18 protein-coding genes are annotated in these 20161 nt (G+C 60.2%); 10 read left to right on the top strand and 8 right to left on the bottom strand.

The features are described 5' to 3' along the window. Window positions 1–12 precede the first annotated feature (12 nt). The 7 genes from PMI03_RS07985 to kdpF all read right to left on the bottom strand — a co-directional run bounded on the left by PMI03_RS07985 (window position 13) and on the right by kdpF (window position 8228). Window positions 13–705 (bottom strand): response regulator transcription factor, encoded by a 693-nt coding sequence (locus PMI03_RS07985; RefSeq protein WP_007691784.1) that lies wholly within the window; start codon window positions 703–705, stop codon window positions 13–15. Then, window positions 702–3413 (bottom strand): sensor histidine kinase KdpD, encoded by a 2712-nt coding sequence (locus PMI03_RS07980; RefSeq protein WP_007691782.1) that lies wholly within the window; start codon window positions 3411–3413, stop codon window positions 702–704. Before PMI03_RS07980 ends, PMI03_RS07985 begins: the two co-directional genes overlap by 4 nt. 61 nt (window positions 3414–3474) lie before the next feature. Further along, window positions 3475–4080: a K(+)-transporting ATPase subunit C gene (locus PMI03_RS07975; protein ID WP_007691780.1), complete on the bottom strand. Its 606-nt coding sequence runs from the start codon at window positions 4078–4080 to the stop codon at window positions 3475–3477. Between the two features lie 12 nt (window positions 4081–4092). Beyond that, window positions 4093–6183: a potassium-transporting ATPase subunit KdpB gene (gene kdpB, locus PMI03_RS07970; protein ID WP_007691778.1), complete on the bottom strand. Its 2091-nt coding sequence runs from the start codon at window positions 6181–6183 to the stop codon at window positions 4093–4095. 47 nt (window positions 6184–6230) lie between these two features. Beyond that, window positions 6231–6392 (bottom strand): hypothetical protein, encoded by a 162-nt coding sequence (locus PMI03_RS31565; RefSeq protein WP_007691775.1) that lies wholly within the window; start codon window positions 6390–6392, stop codon window positions 6231–6233. An 11-nt stretch (window positions 6393–6403) separates the two neighbouring features. Continuing rightward, window positions 6404–8107: a potassium-transporting ATPase subunit KdpA gene (kdpA, locus tag PMI03_RS07965; protein ID WP_007691773.1), complete on the bottom strand. Its 1704-nt coding sequence runs from the start codon at window positions 8105–8107 to the stop codon at window positions 6404–6406. A gap of 31 nt (window positions 8108–8138) precedes the next feature. Continuing rightward, window positions 8139–8228 carry a K(+)-transporting ATPase subunit F gene (gene kdpF, locus PMI03_RS07960; protein ID WP_007691771.1) on the bottom strand — a complete coding sequence of 30 codons (90 nt, stop codon included), beginning with the start codon at window positions 8226–8228 and terminating at the stop codon, window positions 8139–8141. A 426-nt stretch (window positions 8229–8654) separates the two neighbouring features. Here kdpF and PMI03_RS07955 point away from each other — a divergent pair, with 426 nt between their 5' ends. The 8 genes from PMI03_RS07955 to PMI03_RS07920 all read left to right on the top strand — a co-directional run bounded on the left by PMI03_RS07955 (window position 8655) and on the right by PMI03_RS07920 (window position 17659). Further along, complete coding sequence (locus tag PMI03_RS07955) at window positions 8655–8969, top strand: hypothetical protein (RefSeq protein WP_007691769.1); 315 nt, start codon at window positions 8655–8657, stop codon at window positions 8967–8969. A 140-nt stretch (window positions 8970–9109) separates the two neighbouring features. Next, window positions 9110–10036, top strand: coding sequence for a transcriptional regulator (locus PMI03_RS07950; RefSeq protein WP_007691767.1), 927 nt, complete (start codon window positions 9110–9112; stop codon window positions 10034–10036). 226 nt (window positions 10037–10262) lie between these two features. Further along, window positions 10263–11771, top strand: a complete 1509-nt coding sequence (locus PMI03_RS07945; RefSeq protein ID WP_007691765.1) for an alpha-N-arabinofuranosidase — start codon at window positions 10263–10265, stop codon at window positions 11769–11771. 210 nt (window positions 11772–11981) lie between these two features. After that, window positions 11982–13880 carry an ABC transporter substrate-binding protein gene (locus tag PMI03_RS07940; protein WP_007691763.1) on the top strand — a complete coding sequence of 633 codons (1899 nt, stop codon included), beginning with the start codon at window positions 11982–11984 and terminating at the stop codon, window positions 13878–13880. Window positions 13881–13997: 117 nt separating this feature from the next. Next, window positions 13998–15002, top strand: coding sequence for an ABC transporter permease (locus PMI03_RS07935; RefSeq protein WP_007691761.1), 1005 nt, complete (start codon window positions 13998–14000; stop codon window positions 15000–15002). Between the two features lie 3 nt (window positions 15003–15005). Next, entirely contained in the window at window positions 15006–15863 is an 858-nt protein-coding gene (locus PMI03_RS07930; protein WP_007691759.1) for an ABC transporter permease, read from the top strand. Between the two features lie 3 nt (window positions 15864–15866). Further along, window positions 15867–16856, top strand: a complete 990-nt coding sequence (locus PMI03_RS07925; protein WP_007691757.1) for an ABC transporter ATP-binding protein — start codon at window positions 15867–15869, stop codon at window positions 16854–16856. After that, window positions 16853–17659 (top strand): ABC transporter ATP-binding protein, encoded by an 807-nt coding sequence (locus PMI03_RS07920; protein WP_007691755.1) that lies wholly within the window; start codon window positions 16853–16855, stop codon window positions 17657–17659. Before PMI03_RS07925 ends, PMI03_RS07920 begins: the two co-directional genes overlap by 4 nt. Window positions 17660–17738: 79 nt before the next feature. Here the strand turns inward: PMI03_RS07920 and PMI03_RS07915 are convergent, their stop codons facing one another. Next, entirely contained in the window at window positions 17739–18134 is a 396-nt protein-coding gene (locus PMI03_RS07915; protein ID WP_309574341.1) for an SgcJ/EcaC family oxidoreductase, read from the bottom strand. A 274-nt stretch (window positions 18135–18408) separates the two neighbouring features. Between PMI03_RS07915 and PMI03_RS07910 the strand changes: the two genes are divergently transcribed. Together PMI03_RS07910 and PMI03_RS07905 are read left to right on the top strand one after the other, a co-directional pair. Further along, the gene (locus PMI03_RS07910; protein WP_309574337.1) at window positions 18409–19503 is read left to right on the top strand and encodes a sensor histidine kinase; all 1095 of its coding nucleotides are present in this window, start codon (window positions 18409–18411) and stop codon (window positions 19501–19503) included. Next, the gene (locus tag PMI03_RS07905) at window positions 19500–20153 is read left to right on the top strand and encodes a response regulator transcription factor (protein ID WP_007691749.1); all 654 of its coding nucleotides are present in this window, start codon (window positions 19500–19502) and stop codon (window positions 20151–20153) included. The genes PMI03_RS07910 and PMI03_RS07905 overlap by 4 nt, the downstream gene beginning before the upstream one ends. The last annotated feature ends 8 nt before the right edge of the window (window positions 20154–20161 follow it).

Raw genomic sequence — 20161 nt, 5'->3', positions numbered from 1 at the left:
GGGATCATGGCGTCATTCCGGCTCACGCAGGCGGTAGCCGACGCCGGTCTCCGTGGTGATGTATTGCGGTTGATCCGGAATCTGTTCGATCTTCTGTCTGAGCTGGCGGACGTAGACGCGCAGATACTGCACATCCGCCGCCGGTCCCCAGACCTGTTTCAACAGGAACTGATGCGTCAGCACCTTGCCCGCATGCTGCGCCAGCACCCGCAGGATGTCGTATTCCTTCGGTGAGAGCTTTACCTCCTTGCCGTCGACCTTGACGATGCGCTTGACGAGATCAAGCGACAGGCCGCCGGTCTGGAAGATCGCCTTTTCGCCCTGCTGCTGCAGGCGGTGGCGGAGTGCAACGCGGATGCGCGCGGCGAGTTCATTCACGCCGAAAGGCTTGGTGACATAATCGTCGGCGCCGGTTTCAAGCGCCTTGACGATGCCGGCCTCGTCGGTTCTGCTTGAGAGAATAACGACCGGTATCTCCAGTCCATCCTCGCGCCATTCCTGCAACAGGTCGTGGCCGGGCTTGTCGGGCAGGCCGAGGTCGAGAATGATCAGGTCGGGCCGATCTTCTTCCACCGACAGTTTTGCTGCTGCGGCATTCGGGGCCTCATTGACCAGATAGCCCTGGGCGCTCAGGCCGACACGCAGCAATTTGCGGATCGGCGGCTCGTCATCGACAACGAGTATCTTGACGGCTGTCGTGTTCATTTCAATTCATCCAGCTTGGGGAGATCTGTTGGTTTCGGCAGGCGAATGGTGAAGACCGCGCCCTGGCGGTCCGTGCGGTTGCCCGCGGTAATCGTACCGGCCATGGCCTCGATGAAGCCGCGGCAGATGGAAAGGCCGAGGCCCGTGCCGGCCCGCACCTGATCGCCCTTGCGGACGCGATAGAAGGTGTCGAAGACGCGCTCGAGATCGGCGGGCGGAATACCGGGGCCTTCGTCCATGATCCGAAAGACGACATTGTCGACATCGGCCCAGGCCTCCAGGCGGATGGTGGACTCTTCGGGCGCGTATTTGGCGGCATTGTCGAGCAGGTTGAACAGCACCTGCTCAAAGAGCACGGGATCGACCTTCACCATCGGCAGATCGGCCGGCATCTGTGTCTCGACGCGATGTCGGGCAAGGATTTTCGCGCCACGCCGAAGCGCACTGCCGACGATATCGCCACCGTAGTGGAGAGCATAATTCGGCTCCATTGCGCCGGACTCAATCTTGGTCATGTCGAGCAGATTGGCGATGAAGCGGTTCAGCCGCTCGGACTCGTCGACCACCGTCGATAGCAGATCGACGCGGTCTTCATGCGACATGGTTTCTAGATAGTCGCGCAAGGTGCCGGCAGCCCCGAGAATGGCAGCAAGCGGCGTTTTCAGGTCATGCGAGATCGAGGTCAGCAAGGCCGAACGCAGCCGGTCGGCCTCGACGGCCAGCTTGGCGCGGTCGACATCGGCGACGAGCTGCACGCGCTCGATGGCAAGGGCGGCCTGATCGGCGAGGGCATCGAGAAGCCGCTGCTGCTCCGGCGTCAAAAGCGGCCCGTCACGGCGGTCGCTATCAAGGCCGATGACGCCGACGGCGGTGCGGCCGGTGCGCAACGGCACATAGAGGCGCTTGGCGCCCGGCAGCGTATCGGCTCCACGGCCGGCGGCATGATTATGCTCCCAGGCCCAGCGCGCGGCGGCGATATCGGCGTCATCGAGCGTATCATCGGGTGGATAGCCGGCCTTGACAGCAATCGTGCCGTCCTCCGGCAGCAACAGCACCACGCGCACCTTCAGCATCGAGGCGAGCTGGAAGGCTGTAGCCCAAAGCACGTCATCAAGCGTGCCGGTGCCGGCAAGCTTCTTCGAGAAAAGATAGAGATCTTCGGTCGTTCGCGCCCGCTGGCGCGCCGATGCCGCCTGACGTTGCACGGTTGCGGTCAGGTTGCTGGCGATGATGGCGACGCCGAGGAAGAAGAAGAAGGCTAGCACGCTTTCGGGATCGCTGATCGTCAGCGTGTAGCGCGGCGGCAGAAAGAAGAAGTTGAAGGCGAGCGCGCCTAGCAGGCAGGAATAGAGCGCCGGCCGCAAGCCTTGGGTGACGGCGGTCGCCAGCACCGCCATCAGGAATACCAGCGCCAGGTTTCGGACGTCGAGCACTTGATCGAGAATGACGCAGACACCGAGCGCGACGGCGACATAGAGTGTCGCAAGGATATAGCCACGCAACTGGAATGGGGTCGGCGCGGGCGCCGATTTGACGCCGCGGCTCGCCGGCGACGCCTCAGCATCGCTACCGGAGATGACATGAACGCTGATGTCGCCGGCCTTGCGGATCAATTCGTAGGAGACCGAAGCCCTGGACCAGTCCCGCCAGGTGCCGACCTTCGGCGAGCCGATGACGATATGGGTGACATTGTTGCTGGCGGAATGACGGAGCAGCTCCTCGGCGACTTCGCGGCCGGGAATGGTGATGGCCTCGCCACCAAGCTGCTCGGCAAGCCTGAGTGTCGCGGCAATGGTGTCGCGTTGCGCCTCGGTCAGGCTGATCGCCCGGTTGGTTTCGACATAGACGGCTGCCCAGGGCGCCCGCAGGCGCGAGGCCATGCGGGCGGCATAGCGCACCAGTGAAGCCGAGCGCGGATGATGATCGATGGAGACCAGTACGCGTTCGCCCGCAGCCCATGGGCCGGGGATCGCGTGTGCTTGCATGTGTGTCAGAAGCTGGTCGTCGACCCGCTGCGCCGTACGCCGCAGCGCCAGTTCGCGCAGCGCCGTCAGATTGCCGGGGGTGAAGTAGTTGGTCAGCGCCCGCTCGGCCGTCCGCGACACATAGACCTTGCCGTCGTGCAGGCGCTTGATCAGGTCGTCGGGGGTCAGGTCGATGATCTCGACATCGTCGGCTAGGTCGATGATCGAATCCGGCACGGTTTCACGGACGCGGACACGCGTGATCTGCGACACGACATCGTTCAGGCTTTCGACGTGCTGGATGTTCAGCGTCGTATAGACGTCGATGCCGCGATCGAGCAGCTCCTTGACGTCGAGATAGCGCTTCGGATGCCGACTGCCATGGGCGTTGGAGTGGGCGAGTTCATCGACGAGCACGAGGCCAGGCCGGCGTTTGAGAATGGCATCGAGGTCCATCTCGTCGAGTGCGCGGCCCTTGTAGTCGACATTGACGCGGGGAATGATCTCGTAGCCTTCGAGCAAGGCCTGCGTCTCGCGCCGGCCGTGGGTCTCGACTACGCCAACGACGACATCGACACCGTCGGCAATCTTGGCCTTGCCGGAAAGCAGCATTTCGTAGGTCTTGCCGACGCCGGGCGCTGCACCCAGAAAGATCTTTAGACGGCCGCGCGTTTCCTGCCGTGCCTTCTCCAGAAGCGCGTCGGGAGAGGGCCTGTTCAGCGTGTCGCGGCTATCATCTGGCATCGATCGGTCTTTCTCGACGGGCGATGGTTGAGGCAGTGATGGCCGCCTCAACCTCTTGGTCTTATTGAGTCATAGAAGCATCCAACGCCTGGTTCAATGCCAGGACGTTGACGACGGGCTCGCCGAAAACACCGAGTTCGCGAGGCTCGACGGCAGCGTCGACGATCGAACGGAGCTTGGCCTCATCCAGGCCGCGCGCCTTGGCGACGCGCGGGATCTGGAAATAGGCATCCTCCGGCGAGATATGCGGATCGAGGCCGCTGCCGGACGTCGTGACCAGATCGATCGGAACAGGGGCATTCGGGTTCTGCGCCTGCAACGTTGCGACATCGCCCTTGATACGGGTCATCAGGCTCGAACTGGTCGGACCGAGATTGGAGCCCATGGAATTGGAGGCGTTGTAGGGTGCGGCAACTGTTTTGGTTGCGTCGTTCGGGTCTGCACCTGTCGTCGCCGACGGACGGCCGTGGAAGTAGCGGTCGGCGGTGAAGCTCTGGCCGATGAGGCTGGAGCCGATCACCTTGCCGTCCTTCTCCACGAGGCTGCCGTTTGCCTGATGCGGGAAGAGCGCCTGGGCGATCCCTGTCATGGCAAGCGGATAGGCAAGGCCGGTGACGGCTGTGGTGACCACGATCATGACGATGGCCGGTCGGATTAGTTTCAGCATGGGAAAGACTCCTTAGACCAGGCCGATGGCGGTGATCGCCATATCGATGGCCTTGATGCCGATGAAGGGCACGATAATGCCGCCTAGGCCGTAGATCAGAAGATTGCGGCTGAGCAGGGCACCGGCGCCGATCGGACGATAGCGAACGCCCTTCAGCGACAGCGGGATCAGGGCAATGATGATCAGCGCGTTGAAGATGATGGCGGAAAGGATGGCGCTCTGCGGCGTCGCCAGCCCCATGACGTTCAGCATCTTCAACTGCGGATAGAACGCGATGAACATCGCCGGGATGATGGCGAAATACTTGGCGATGTCGTTGGCGATCGAGAAGGTGGTGAGCGCGCCGCGGGTCATCAGCAATTGCTTGCCGATCTCGACGATCTCAATGAGCTTGGTCGGGTCGCTGTCGAGGTCGACCATGTTGCCGGCCTCGCGGGCAGCGACCGTACCGGTATTCATGGCGACGCCAACGTCGGCCTGGGCAAGCGCCGGGGCGTCGTTGGTGCCGTCACCGCACATGGCGACGAGCTTGCCCTTGGCCTGCTCCTCGCGCATCAGCGCCAGCTTCATTTCCGGCGTTGCCTGGGCGAGGAAATCATCCACGCCGGCTTCCGCGGCGATGGCTGCGGCTGTCAGCGGGTTGTCGCCAGTGATCATCACCGTGCGGATGCCCATGCGGCGCAGTTCGGCGAAACGCTCGCGGATCCCGCCCTTGACGATGTCCTTGAGCTGGATGACGCCAAGCAGGCGACCGTCGCGGGCAACGGCAAGCGGCGTGCCGCCGGCCTTGGAGATTTCGTCCGAAATCGCTTGCAGTTCGCGGACGGTCTCGCTGCTGGTGCGTGAAATCACCGTCGCGCCGGTGCTGGAGGCAGTAGCGGCGCTGCCGTTGACATAGGCCAACACCGCGTCCACCGCGCCCTTGCGGATAGACGAGCCTTCGACATCGACGCCACTCATGCGGGTCTGGGCAGTGAAGGGCACGAAAGTGGCCTTCAGGCTGGTCATGTCGCGGCCACGGATCGCATATTTTTCCTTGGCGAGCACGACAATGGAGCGTCCCTCGGGCGTTTCGTCGGCGAGCGAGGCGAGCTGTGCCGCATCGGCCAGATCCTGCTCCGTCACGCCCTTGACCGGGCGGAAGGAGGTGGCCTGGCGGTTGCCGAGGGTAATCGTGCCGGTCTTGTCGAGCAGCAGCGTGTCGACGTCGCCGGCAGCTTCGACGGCACGGCCAGACATGGCGAGCACGTTGAAGCGCACCAGGCGGTCCATGCCGGCGATACCGATGGCCGACAGCAACGCGCCGATGGTGGTCGGGATCAGCGTTACGAATAGAGCGACGAGGACGACGGTCGGGATCGAGCCGCCGGCGTAAGCTGCAAAGCTCGGGATCGTCACCGTGGCGAGCACGAAGATCAGCGTCATGCCGGCGAGCAGGATGTTGAGCGCGATCTCGTTCGGGGTCTTCTGACGCTCCGCGCCTTCGACGAGCGCGATCATGCGGTCGATGAAGGTCGAGCCGGCAGCGGCCGTGATGCGAACGCGGATCTCATCGGAGAGCACCTGCGTGCCGCCGGTGACAGCCGAGCGGTCGCCGCCGGATTCGCGGATGACCGGGGCAGATTCACCGGTGATCGCCGCTTCGTTGACCGAGGCCACGCCTTCGATGACTTCGCCATCGGAGGGGATGATGTCGCCGGCCTCGACCAGCACGACATCGCCGACTTTCAGGCTGGTACCGGGCACCATCTTATAATCGGTGCGGCTATTGCCGGAGAGAAGCTTTGCCTGGGTCTCGGTGCGCGACTTGCGCAGCGACTCGGCTTGCGCCTTGCCGCGGCCCTCAGCAACGGCTTCGGCGAAGTTGGCAAACAGCACGGTGAACCAGAGCCAGATATTGATCTGGAGGGAGAAGCCGAGATTGCCGCCGCCGGTCAGGAGATCGCGCAGGAAGAGCACGGTGGTCAGCGCCGAGACGACGGCGACCACGAACATGACGGGGTTCTTGGCAAGCGTCCGCGGGTTCAGCTTTTGGAAAGCGGCGCCCACGGCCGGAACGAGGATGCGAGAATCCAAAATACTCGCGGATTTTAACTGGCTCATAAGAGACTCCAGCGTGAAGAGGGAAACGGCAGACCGGGATTGCCCGGTCAGCCAAGTAAGAAACCGAAGACCACAAGGCCGAGGAGCAGCGTGACCATCGCCACCAAAATGGCATCGGAAGCGCAGGCCGTTCGGGCCGGGCCACGCCCCCTGTCTGAGGGGCGTGGATCGATGAGCTTTCGAAGCCTGGGCATGAGTGGCTGCGTCATTGCTATGTTCCTCAGAAGGCCTGGCCGGCGATCATCGACAGATGCTCGACGATGGGGCCGAGCGCGAGCGCCGGGAAGAAGGTCAGGCCGCCGACGATCAGGATCGTGCCCACCAGCAGGCCGACGAACAGCGGACCATCCGTTGGGAAGGTGCCGGCCGAAGCGGGAACCGTCTTCTTGGCGATCAGCGAACCGGCAATGGCGAGCGCCGGAACGATGACCAGGAAGCGGCCGATCAGCATGACGACACCAAGCGTGATGTTGTACCAGGTCGTGTTGGCGGAGAGACCGGCGAAGGCCGAGCCGTTATTCGCCGCCGCTGAGCTGTAGGCGTAGAGGATTTCCGAGAAGCCATGCGGGCCTGGATTGCCAATCGAGGCAACTGCGCTGGGCAGAACAACGGAGATCGCCGTAAAGATCAACATGCCGGCCGGCAGGCAAAGTACGGCGAGCATCGCCATCTTCACTTCCTTGGCCTCGATCTTCTTGCCGAGATATTCCGGTGTACGTCCGACCATCAGGCCGGCGACGAAGATGGCAATGATAACGAACATCAGGATGCCGTAGAAACCGGCGCCGACACCGCCGACGATGACTTCGCCGAGCTGCAGGTTGATCAACGGGATCATGCCGCCAATCGCCGTGAAGCTGCCGAGCATGCCGTTGACCGCGCCGCAGGAGGCCGCCGTGGTGATGACCGCGAAGAGCGACGACATGGTGATGCCGAAGCGGACTTCCTTGCCTTCCATATTGCCGCCCTGGACGCCGAGCGCATGCACCAGCGGATTGCCGGCAGCTTCAGCCCAATAGGTGACGATGACACCGGCGATGAACAGCGTGCCCATCGCCGCGAGGATGGCCCAGCCCTGACGCTGGTTGCCGACCATGCGTCCGAAGACGTTGGTGAGCGCTGCGCCGATGGCAAAGATCGCCAGCATCTGGATCAGATTGGAGATCGCGTCCGGATTTTCGAAGGGGTGAGCGGAGTTAGCGTTGAAGAAGCCGCCGCCATTGGTGCCGAGCATTTTGATCGCAAGCTGCGAGGCAACCGGGCCGACGGCAATCGTCTGCTGCGCGCCTTCGAGCGTCGTGGCGTTGACATAGGGTCCGAGCGTCTGCGGTACGCCGAGATAGACGAAGACCAATGTCATGACGATGCAGGCAGGTAGCAGGACATAAAGTGTTGCCCGGGTCAGATCGACCCAGAAGTTGCCGATCGCCTTGCCGGAGGCACGCGAAAAGGCGCGGATCAGCGCAATGGCAAGCGCGATGCCTGTCGCGGCAGAGACGAAATTCTGGACGGTGAAACCGGCCATCTGCACGAGATAGGACATCGTGCTTTCGCCGCCGTAGCTCTGCCAGTTGGTGTTGGTCACGAAGCTGGCGGCGTTGTTGAACGAAAGCTCAGGGCCGATCGAGGACATGCCCGCGGGATTGTAGGGCAGGCTCGCCTGGAACCGCTGAAGGAAATAGAGCATTAGGAAGCCGGCGAGGCTGAACAGCAGCATGGAGATCGAATAGGTCGTCCAGTGCTGCTCCTCGCGCTCATCCGTTCCCGCAATGCGATAAATCCCCCGTTCGAGCGGACCGAGGACGTAGGAGAGAAGTGTGCGCTCGCCCGTGAAGACACGCGTCATGTAACCGCCGAGCGGTTTGACGAGCAAAAGAAGGATCCCGATATAGATCAGGATCTGAAGCCATCCATTGAAGGTCATGGGGGTAACTTTCCCTATCTGGCGCTAAAAATTAAAAGCGCTCAGGGCGAATGAGGGCGTAGATCAGGTAGGCGGTGAGGAAGATAGTCACGCCGCCGCCGAGAATATAATCCAGGAGCATTGGTGTCTCTCCGACTAGAGGCTGTCGCAGGCTTTGGTATAAGCGATGCACAGAATGAAAAATAAAACGCCGATCCCGATAAGAAGAATGTCCATCATCGATCGTTGATCCTTGATTGTTCTTGTGGAACACCGAAATGGACCGAAGGCACCTTCAAAGAAGGCGCCTTTCGTTTCTTCCCGGCATGGAGATCATCCTTTAGATATCTCTAATGTCAATATGCGCCCAAACCGCATTAAGGTTCGAGACGGCGGGAAGAGGAAAGATATAAAAATCTTATAAATGCCGGCCGTGCGGAGAGAGCTATCGCCGATAGCCGGCTTGGTTCTATCCATGGCCGCTCTCCTGCAAGCGACACCGTCATCCAGATTTCGCCATTCGAATCAGATCAATGCGCCGGATCGACAATAACGAGACGGAAAATTGATGACGTCGAACGAAAGCGACCGGAGCCTTATCGAAACGATGAGACGGTACTTTGTGGTGAAAGCCGATGTGAGCGAATTGAAAGCGCGCCTGGAAACGGCAAGGCGCGAGGCCGGTGAGGATATTGAGACCTTTTACAATCCACGCACCAACCCCAATCATGCGATTGATATCCTGCGATCGCATGTATTGAAAAAGGAAATGGTCTCCCTGATGAGCCAGGCGGAAGCCTGGGCGGGGGGAGCGGACGTGGCCCAGGACTTTGGCCAGAATTCTGACGCGATCCAGGACGCCGACATTGTGAACGCCGAGTAACTCGCAGTCAGCCGGGCCGCAGCAGCCACACGCAGGAGATTAGGCCGCCAGACGCGAAATCAATCTGTATCCATCGATGGTCTTGTTAAATCAAAAATGCTGATATAAATGAAGGTAATTGATGGGGCACGCAGGAAACGATGAAACGCGGCTTTCTAACGATCTATGCCGGTGAGAATGCTGCGGCGTTGCGAGCGCTCTCCGTGCCTGCGCGCGTGGATATGCTCAGGTTGCTATGCTCCAAAGGCCCGCTGAATGTGAATGAAATCGCGCGGGCCTTGGACTTGCCACAGTCGACGGTTGCGACCGGAATCATGATCCTGGAAGAGGCCGGCCTGGTCGAAACCAAGGCTGCAAAAGCCCGCAAGGGATACCAGAAGATCTGTTCCGCGCTTTATGACGAGATCCTTGTCAGTTTCGAGGATCCCGCCTTGAAGCACGACGAAGACGTGATCGAAGTGGCGATGCCGATCGGTCTCTATACGAGCTGCGAGACCCATGCGCCGTGTGGGCTTTGCTCCACCGAGGGTGTGATCGGTCTGCTCGATGTTCCCGACTATTTCCTTGATCCCCAGCGCATGCAGGCCGGTTTGCTGTGGTTCGGACGTGGGCATGTGGAATATAAATTCCCCAACAACGCCAAGATCTTGAACAAAAACGTCAACGCCATTGAGTTCTCGATGGAGCTGTCTTCCGAAGTTCCCGGAACCAATCCCGACTGGCCCTCCGACATCACCATCTGGGTCAACGGCGTTGCCGTCGGCATGTGGACGTCGCCGGGTGATTACGGCGACAAGCGTGGCGCCTTCACGCCGGGCTGGTGGAAGCTCGAAGGCTCCCAATACGGCAAGCTCAAGACCTGGCGGATCTCGAAAAAGGGCACATTCATCGACGGCATCGCCGCTTCGGATGTCACCATCGATGACCTTGCCATCAGCCAACATTCCTCGATCCGGCTTCGGATCGGCATTGCCGATGATGCCCGCCATACCGGCGGGGTGAACATATTCGGCCGCGGTTTTGGCAATTACGGCCGCGATATCCTGATGCGGATTGATCTCTCGTAAATTCAAATCATAAATTGTGATATATAGTCGGCATTCCTATGGAATGACGGTCTCGGGCAATTTTCGCATAATCAATTGAATTTGCTGAATTTTGTCTATATTTTTTGCAGTGCGGGACGATTTTTTAGCTTGGATGGCGTATAAATTGGCGTTGACGGCTTGCCAAAAGTGTATCAGCATCTAGGTATAAGAACGAAATATCTGATACATATACGGGAGGATAGCAGTGAAGGCGCAAGTGGTCATCCATCGCGATTTCCGGATTGCCGATATCGACGATCGGCTCTACAGCTCGTTTCTGGAGCATCTGGGCAGGGCGATCTACGGGGGCATCTATGAGCCCGGCCATCCGACTGCGGATGCGGACGGGTTTCGTCAGGACGTTATCGAACTGGTCCGCGAACTGAATTCACCTTACTGCCGCTATCCTGGCGGTAATTTCGTCTCCGCCTATAATTGGGAAGACGGGGTGGGGCCTCGTTCCGAGCGTCCCGTGCGCCTCGATCTTGCCTGGCGTACCCGCGAGAGCAACCAGATCGGCGTCAACGAGTTCGTCGATTGGTGCAAGAAGGCCAACACCAAGCCGATGCTTGCCGTCAATCTGGGTTCGCGCGGCCTTGATGACGCACGCAACTTCCTTGAATATTGCAATCATCCAAGCGGCACCTATTGGTCGGACCTGCGCCGCAAGCATGGCTGGGCCGATCCCCATGGCGTGAAGCTGTGGTGCCTCGGTAACGAGATGGACGGTCCGTGGCAGGTTGGTCACAAATCGGCTTACGAATATGGTCGGCTGGCCGACGAGACGGCCAAGGCCATGCGCGGCTTCGACAAGTCGCTGGAGCTGGTCGTCTGCGGTTCGTCCAATTCGGAAATGAAGACCTATCCGGATTGGGAAGCGCAGGTTCTGGAACAGTGCTACGACAGCGCCGACCATATCTCGCTGCACATGTACTTCGCCAATCGTGAGAAGAACACGCTCAACTATCTCGCCAAGGCGGAGAAGCTCGATCGCTATATCGGCACGATCGGTGGTGTGATCGACTATATCAAGGCGAAGAAACGCTCGAAGAAGACCATCGGCATTTCCTTCGACGAATGGAACGTCTGGTATCACTCGAACCAGCAGGACAAGGACATCCTTGCGCGCGACGAGTGGCCGGATGCGCCGCACCTCCTCGAAGACGTCTATAATTTCGAGGATGTTCTTCAGGTCGGCGGCATTCTGAACACGTTCATCCGCCGGTCCGATCGGGTCCGCATCGCCTGCATCGCCCAGCTCGTGAATGTGATCGCGCCGATTATGACGGAGGATGGCGGTCCCGCCTGGCGGCAGACCATCTATTATCCGCTCTATTTCGCCTCGAAATACGGCCGCGGCTTTGCGCTTCGGCCGGTCACCGACGGTCCGACCTACGACAGCGACGAGGCCGACGACGTGCCCTATCTCGATGTCTCCGCCGTTCACGACGCCTCGGGGAATACGGTCACCCTGTTTGCCGTGAACCGCCATCTGGACTCGGCACTCGATCTTGACACCCGGCTGGAAGGTTTCCCCGGCGCGCGCGTCATCGAGCAGTACGAGATGGTTCACGAGAAGCTTGAGGCGGTCAACACGGCGTCCCGGCCCAATGCGGTCGTTCCCGCCAAGACGGGTGACGCCAAGATCGAGGATGGCCGGCTTCGCGCTACGCTGAAGCCGCTGTCCTATAACGTGATCCGGCTGTCGGTGTGATAGCTGGTTGCCGGGACGCGGTTGAACGCGCCCCGGCCTGCAATGACGTCCGGCATGTCGCGAGGAGGCGATACATGTCGGTACGGTGGTCTGTTGCGAGCCGGTTTGGACATGAATTGCTCAAGGTCCGGCTAACGCAGGGAGTTTGAAAGTCACGGCTTGCCTCACCTTGTTTGGCTCGCCGTCCGATGGATAACTAGGGAGGAGATCATGCAGAAGTGGAAGAAGCTTGCTTTCGGTGTCGCGCTGGCCACGTTCGGTCTGGTCGCGGCGGCCAAGGCACAGGAATATACGACCTTGCCGCGCAAGGAGACCCTGATTGTCGAGAACCCGGAAGGGACGATCAAGAATCCCAGCTGGTTCAATGTCTGGGTCAATGGCGGCGGTGGTGTCTCGACTGGCCTGCAGCAATTGACGATGGATACGCTCTGGTACATCGACCCTGAACAGGGGCTCGGTGGTTCGGCCTGGGACAATTCTCTCGCCGCCGACAAGCCGCAATATAATGACGACTTTACCCAGATGACGGTGAAGCTGCGCAAGGGGCTCTACTGGAGCGACGGCGTCGAGTTCACCGCCGATGACGTGGTCTATACGGTCAAGACCCAGATGGACCATCCTGGCATGAACTGGAGCGCTGCCTTTTCGGTGCAGGTCGCCAGTGTCGAGGCTCCGGACCCCTATACCGTCGTCTTCAAGCTGAAGAAGCCGAATTCGCGGTTCCACGCCATCTTCACCGTACGGTGGAACGGCGCCTGGATCATGCCGAAACATGTCTTTGAAAAAGTCGCCGATCCGGTGCGCTACGATTTCGCCAATCCGGTCTCGCTCGGCGCCTACAAGCTGAAAAGTTTTGATCCACAGGGCAAATGGTACACCTGGGAAAAACGCGATGATTGGCAGCGCACCTCGCTTGCCCGCCTTGGCGAGCCGGGGCCGAAATATGTCACTTACGTGGATCCAGGCCCGCCGGATAAACGCACGATCGCCCAGCTGGAGCACAATCTCGATATTATTCACGATAACACGCCGGAAGGCATGTTCACGCTGAAGGAGAAATCCAAGACGAGTGAGAGCTGGTTCCCGGGCTTCCCCTTCGCCCATCCCGATCCGACGCTGCCGGCGGTGATCTTCAACACGCAGGATCCACTGTTTAAGAACCCCGATGTTCGCTGGGCACTTGCGCTGCTCATCGATATCAAGGCGGTCGACATGGCGAGCTATCGCGGTGCCGCCACGCTCTCAGCGCTTGGCGTTCCGCCGACAGCCATTGCCATGAAGGATTATCAGGCGCCGTTGCAGGATTGGCTTAAAGATTTTGAAGTTGATACCGGCAAGCGCAAGATCAAGCCCTATGACCCGACGATCGGCCAGCAGGTCGCCGATATGCTGCGCAAGCAGCCCAAGTACAAGGATCAGATTCCGACCGATCCGGCGGCCATCAGCACAGCCTTCGGCTATGGCTGGTGGAAGCCCGATCCGCAGGCAGCGGCCGAGCTTCTGGAAAAGGCCGGCTTCAAGAAGGTCGGCGGTAAATGGATGACGCCGGACGGCCAGCCTTTCAAGATCCGCCTGACGGTGGAAGGCGATACGCGCTCGGTCTTCACCCGCGCTGGCACTCTGATCGCCCAGCAATGGGCTGCCTTCGGCATCGACTCCAAGGCTGCTCCGTCCTCCGCCGTCTGGCAGGGGCTGGCAACAGGCGATTTCCAATGCGCGATCGCCTGGAGCGTTGAGACATGGGGCGGCGATCCGGACTTGTCGTTCTTCCTCGAGAGCTGGCATTCGGATTTCGTTGCCAAGAAAGGCGAGAACCAGTCGGCCCGCAACTGGCAGCGCTGGTCCAATCCGGAGCTCGACAAGATCATCGAGAGCATCCGTCGGGTGAGTGCTGACGATCCGAAGGGTATCGAGCTTGGCAAGGACTATCTGAAGCTTGTCGCTCGCGAAATGCCGACCATTCCGCTGATGTCCTACAACGTCTTCACGTCGATGGATACGACCTACTGGAAAGGCTACCCGACGATCGCCGACCCTTATACCGATCCGGTTCCCAATTGGGCGAATTCCCGGCTGATGATGGTCAAGCTGAAGCCGGCGCAGCCATAAATCCTCCCAACCCTGACGCGGCTCTGTCGCGTCAGGCACCTGTCGCCGGACATTAAGCGAGTCCGGCGACCCTTTTTTGAAGAGTGATGAAGCGCAAGCAGCAAGGAAAACGACGGCATGGCGTCCTATCCCATTTTCGTATTGAAGCGATTTGGCCAGTTCCTGCTCGTTGTCTTTCTCGGTATTTCCGCGACCTTCTTCATCACCCATATGACCCCGATCGATCCCGTCGAGCAGAGTATCGGCGCTATCCAGCAGATGGGGCAGTCCGATCCTCGCGCCGTCGACCTCATGCGCCAGTCGCTTCGCGAGCTCTACGGCATGGAGGGTTCGCTCTGGCAGCAATATGTGCATTTCTGGACGCGTCTCGCGACTGGCGATCTCGGACCTTCGCTCTCCGCCTTTCCGACGCCCGTCTCGACCATCATCCTGCGGTCCTTGCCGTGGACGATCGGCCTGATGACGGTTGCGACGCTGTTTACCTTCATCCTCGGCAACACAATCGGCGCGCTCGCGGGCTACTACCGCAAGAGCATGGTGCTGAAAGCTGTCAGCCTCGTCTTCATCGCGATGCAGCCGATCCCCTATTACATTCTCGCCTTCGTGCTGATCATCCTCTTCGGCTATCTCTGGCCGATCCTGCCGATCAACGGCGGCTATGAGATGAACACCAATCTGCAACTGTCCTTTGCGCTGGTTCTCGACATTCTGAAGCACTCCATCCTGCCGGCGCTCTCGCTGATCCTTGTCGGCACAGGTGGCTGGCTGATCGGCATGCGGGCGCTGGTCTCCAACATCATCACCGAGGACTATGTGACCTTCGCCGAACTTGGTGGCGTACCGAAGAACCGTATCCTGCGCTCGTACATCGCGCGCAATGCCATGGTGCCGCAGTTCACCGGGCTCGCCATGTCGCTGGGGGCGGTCTTCAACGGGACGATCATCACGGAGATCGTCTTTGGCTATCCCGGCATCGGAAATCTGCTGATTTCGGCGGTGCATGCCGGCGACTACAGCCTTGTGCTGGGGCTGAGCGCACTGTCCATCACCGGCGTCGCTGCCGCCGTGTTCATCATCGATATTCTGGGTCCGCTGATCGACCCGCGCATCAGGGTGGAATAAAGCATGTTCACGATCGTTCGCGACCTCGCCCGCCAGAATGCGGAATTCCTTTGCGGCCTGCTGCTTTTCGCAGTGATCGTCGGGCTTATAGTCCTGTCCTATTTTTCGCCCTACGGTCCCTCGGACATCTATGTCCTGCCGCCCGATATGCCGCCCGACGGCGATTACTGGCTCGGCACGACCTCGCGCGGGCAGGATGTCTTCTGGCAGCTTACGACAGCTCTCAGGAACACGCTCTATTTCGGCATCGGCGTGGCCTTTCTGTCGCGTATCATTTCGCTGGTGGTCGGTCTTGTGGCGGGTTACCTCGGTGGTGTGGTCGATCGGGTGCTGATGGCGATCAACGACAGCATCATGGTCATTCCGCAGTTTCCGCTGCTGATTCTGTTCTATTTCGTGCTCAAGGACGGAATGACCTGGACCGTCCTGATCGTGGTGATGGCCTCGCTTGGCTGGTCCTACGACGCGCGCCTGATCCGCTCGGTGGCGATCAGCCTCAAGAGCCGGCCATTTACGACCCAGAGCGTCTATTCCGGCATGAGTATGTACAAGATCCTCGTCCAGGAGCATCTGCCCTATGTCCTGCCGATCGTCTTTGCCACGACGATGAACAACATGATCTGGTCGATCGGCATGGAAATCACGCTGTCGGTGCTCGGTTTCACGGATATCGAAACCCCGACCATGGGCATGATGATCTACTGGGCGAACGCGCATTCGGCGCTGATCGCCGGGGTATGGTGGTGGGTCGCGGCACCGGTCGCAGCCATCGTCGTCCTGTTCACGGCGCTCTTCCTGCTGTCGATGTCGATGAACGAATACAATGATCCGCGCAGCCGGCTGAACCGGATGGGGGGCTAAGTCATGGACGCTGTGGTCGAAGTCAAGAACCTCAAAGCCTATTACAAAGCCTTCCTCTATGGCGTCGATCGCGAGGTGCGCGCCGTCGACGATATCAGCCTGACGATCGGTCGTGGGGAGATCTATGGCGTTGCCGGGGAATCGAGTAGTGGCAAGACGACGCTCATCAAGACCATCGCCGGCGCCATCCGTCCGCCGTTGAGGGTTGTCGAGGGCAGTGTCACCTTTCACTTCAACGGCGGCACGCAGGACATTTATGGCATGACGCCGGAGGCGAGGGCGGCGCTTCGGTGGCGGCATCTGTCCTACATCATGCAGGGCTCGATGAACGTGCTCAATCCGGTTCGGCGCATTCGCCACTCGTTCACGGATTTCGCCTTTCGCCACATGAAGGTCGACAGGGCTACTTTTCTCGACCGGGTCGGGAGCCACCTGCAGCGGCTGAAGCTCGACCCGCAGCTTCTCGATGCCTATCCCCACGAATTGTCCGGCGGCATGCGCCAGCGCATGACCATTGCACTTGCCACCATCCTGACGCCGGAATTCATCATCGCCGACGAGCCGACGACGGCCCTCGATGTTATCGTGCAGCGCGACGTCCTGACGATGATCCGCGAGATCCAGCGCGATATGGGCTCCTCCTTCCTGTTCGTCACTCATGACATGGGCGTTCATGCCGCCGTCTCCGACCGGATTGGCATCGTCTATGCCGGCCGCCTGGTCGAGGAGGCGCCGACCCGCAAGCTCTTCCATCTGCCGCTGCACCCCTACACGCAGCATCTGGTCGCGAGCCTTCCGCGCATCGGCGATGCAAGCTCCCGGCCCTCGCTGGAAGGGCGCCCGCCCAATCTCGCCATGCCGCCGGAGGGCTGTCGTTTTCATCCGAGATGTCCGAAGCGCATGGATATTTGCAGCCGCGAGGTGCCGCCGATGGTTACAGTCGAGCCGGACCGGCGCGTGGCCTGCTTTGCGGTGACGGGAGAACGGATTTGACGGATCTGCTTTCGCTTTCGCATGTCACCAAGATCTACCGGCAGGGCGGTCTGCTCGGCGGACGCCATATCACCGCCGTCAAGGACGTCAGCCTGACGCTAGGGGAGGAACCGGAGATCCTGTCGATTGTCGGCGAATCCGGTTCGGGGAAGTCGACCATTGCGGCGATGATCCTCGGCCAGACAGCGCCGAGTGAAGGACGCTTGGATTTCCGGGGCAGCCCCGTCGCTGTTCACGGCAGGGTCGAGCGGCGCGCCTTCATGCGGCAGGTCCAGCCGGTGCTGCAAAACCCGTTCGAGGCTTTCAACCCGTTGAAACGGGTGGACCGCTATCTCTTCGAGACGGCAAGGAGCTTCGCGCCGGATGGCAAGCGGCCGAGCCGCGAGGAAATCGAGCGCATGGCGGATACAGCGCTCTCGCATATCGGCCTGACCTTGGCCGAAGTGAAGGGCCGGTTCCCGCATGAATTGTCCGGCGGTCAACTGCAACGCACGGCGATCGCCCGCGCACTCATACCGCAACCGCGGCTTCTGGTCGCCGACGAGCCGGTCTCTATGGTCGACGCGTCGCTCCGTATGGCGATCGTCAATCTCTTCAGCCAGCTGAAGCGGGATCTGGGTCTATCGATCATCTACATCACGCATGATCTTGCGACCGCCTATTATATCAGCGACCGCATCGTCATCATGAAGAAGGGCGAGATTGTCGAGCAAGGGCAGGCGCGGGCTGTTCTGGACAATCCGCAGCATCCTTATTCCCAGGCGCTCAAGGAAGCAGTGTTGTCGACGACGCCGGAGATTTGATGTTTGATCTCAGACTTTAATGGTGCATTTCCGATGCGCCCTGTTTCAGGCGCATCGGAACGCGTCATGTGGGTCGGTGTTAGCTATGGGTTTCCGGCATCGCCGACGAGTGATGCGACGTGATCAGCCATTTTCCATGTTCGAACTTGTAGGTGAAGGTGTAGCGGGCCGGAACCTTCGTGCCGTCGGCAAGCGTGAAGGTATAGGTGCCGGTGTCGATCACCTTGTCGCAACCGATCTTGATCGTACGGCTGTCGATCTTGCCCTGCGGCTTCTTCTTCAGGAAGTCCGTGAAATAGGTCTTGCGCTCTTCCTGGGTCAGGCGTGGCTTGTTGGAGAGCGTCGGCAGGAGAACCGCGTCCGGGGCGTAGTTCTCGACGACCTTTTCCGGGCTTAGCGTTGCGAGCGACGTGTTCCAGCGGTCGAAGAGGCCTTCCACCTGCTTTTCGGTGATCGGCGTGCAGTCGGCGGCCATTGCCTGGCCAGCCAGGACAGTAGCGACAGCGGCGACCATGACAAGTTTATACATAAGGGGGTATCTCCAATTTTGACTGTTTTCTCCGGCCTCATCGCCGGTAGCCTGAAGATAAGTCCGCTCAAATGCTGAAACGATCTGCTGGTTGGCGGTGAAATGATATGCCGGTTGGCGTATGTTCATCGGCTTACGGAGTGTCTATCTAAGACGACACCGGGCATCAGGCGCCGGCTCATGCCAGAGACCAGAGACAGTGGAAAACCTAGAATCTCCCGTGAGAGAACTGCGCCGGCTCTACAGGGAGTCCGAAGCAAAAGCCGCACGCCTGAGGCTGATCGTCGAGGCACGAACCATTCTCGACACGATGGACTTCGAGATCGCCGCCCGGCAGGTGCTTGCCCTTGTTTGTTCCTTCTGCGGCGCATCCGCCGCGCGGATCGAGTTTCCCGGCGACCCGGCGGCTGAGGCCATTCGTTACGAACGCGCTGCGTCGAAACCGTCCTTGGGAATCGTTTTTACCGTCCACCTCGAGGGAGACGATCCCGAGATTTCTGTGTCCCTTACGCCTGAGATGCAGGCCCTGACGACTGATGACGACCAGCAAACGCTGAAAATCGTTGCCGACCTGCTTCTGGCGGCTCTCAACGACAAGAGGCGCCGGCAGGAGCGTGAAACCTTCACAGAGGCGCTGCGGAGCCGCGAGGCCATGCTTGCCCATCTGGTCGGCGAGATGATCGGCGCCCAGGAAAAAGAACGCGCCCGCGTTGCCTATGATCTTCATGACGGTGTCGCCCAGAGCCTTGTCAGCTTGCTGCTTCATCTGGAAGCAGCAACGGTCGGCCAGGATATTGACGTGCAGACCGCCCAGAAGCTGACCAACTGTATCGATCTTGCCCGTCGCTGTGTCGGCGATATCAGGCTTGCCATCGCCGATCTGCGGCCGGCCGAACTCGATGATCTCGGTCTTGCCGCGGCGATCCGGGCGAAACTGGATTCGATGCGGATCGAACATGTCTCCTTCTCGGATCAGCTTGGCGACACACGGCTCCCGCGCGCCGTCGAGATCGTCCTTTATCGCGTTGCCCAGGAGGCGCTCGCAAATGCTGAAAAACATGCGGCCTGCAAGCATGTTCGCATTGAGCTTGCCGAAAACGCGGAAGGGATCGTCACGCTGACGGTGTCCGACGATGGGCGTGGCTTTGCCGCTAGTGATCATCGGCCGGAGAGGGGACATGGGGTCGGCCTGCCGGCGATGCGCGAGCGCCTGGCGCTGGTCGGCGGAACCCTGTCGATCGATAGCGCGCCAGGCACTGGGACCCGCCTGCTGGCGGAAGTGCCAACTGACTTGAACCGGGAATCGTCTCCATGAAGACTGCATCGATCGTCATCGCCGACGACCATGATCTCGCGCGCTCGGGGATCGCCGCTGTCCTTACGACATCGGAGAGCCTGGACATCGTCGGACAGGCAAAGAATGGGCTGGAGGCGGTCGAGCTGTGCGATCGCTTACGCCCCGATCTCATTCTTCTCGATATTCGCATGACGCCGCTCGATGGTCTCGGGGCTGCCGCGGAGATCCGGAAAATCGCCCCGGACACCAAGATCGTGATGCTCACCATGCATGAGAGCATCGACTACCTCAGTGCGGCGATCAAGGTTGGGGCGAGCGGTTATCTCCTCAAGGATGTCAGCCGCGACGGCCTGCTGCGCACCATTGATATCGTGTTGGATGGACAGGCGTTTTTTGACGCGGATCTGATGCGCAAGATGCTGGCAAGGATAGACCGAGAATCACCGGCAGAGATGGTCATTGAGAGACTGACGAACCGGGAGCGCGAAATTCTCTGTAGCCTGACTACTGGCGAAACCAACAAGGGCATCGCGCGAGCGCTGTCGATTTCACCGGGAACGGTGAAAGTGCATGTCGAGCGCATCCTGAGCAAGCTCGGCGTCAATGATCGCACGCAGGCGGCGGTTCTGGCGATCCAGGCGGGTCTGCTGCGAAAGGACGAGCTTTGACGAGTGGC

The organism is Rhizobium sp. AP16 (assembly GCF_000281735.1).
Lineage (GTDB): Bacteria > Pseudomonadota > Alphaproteobacteria > Rhizobiales > Rhizobiaceae > Rhizobium > Rhizobium rhizogenes.
The sequence above is the reverse complement of the archived record's forward strand: the minus strand, read 5'-3'. Positions and strand labels throughout refer to the sequence as shown.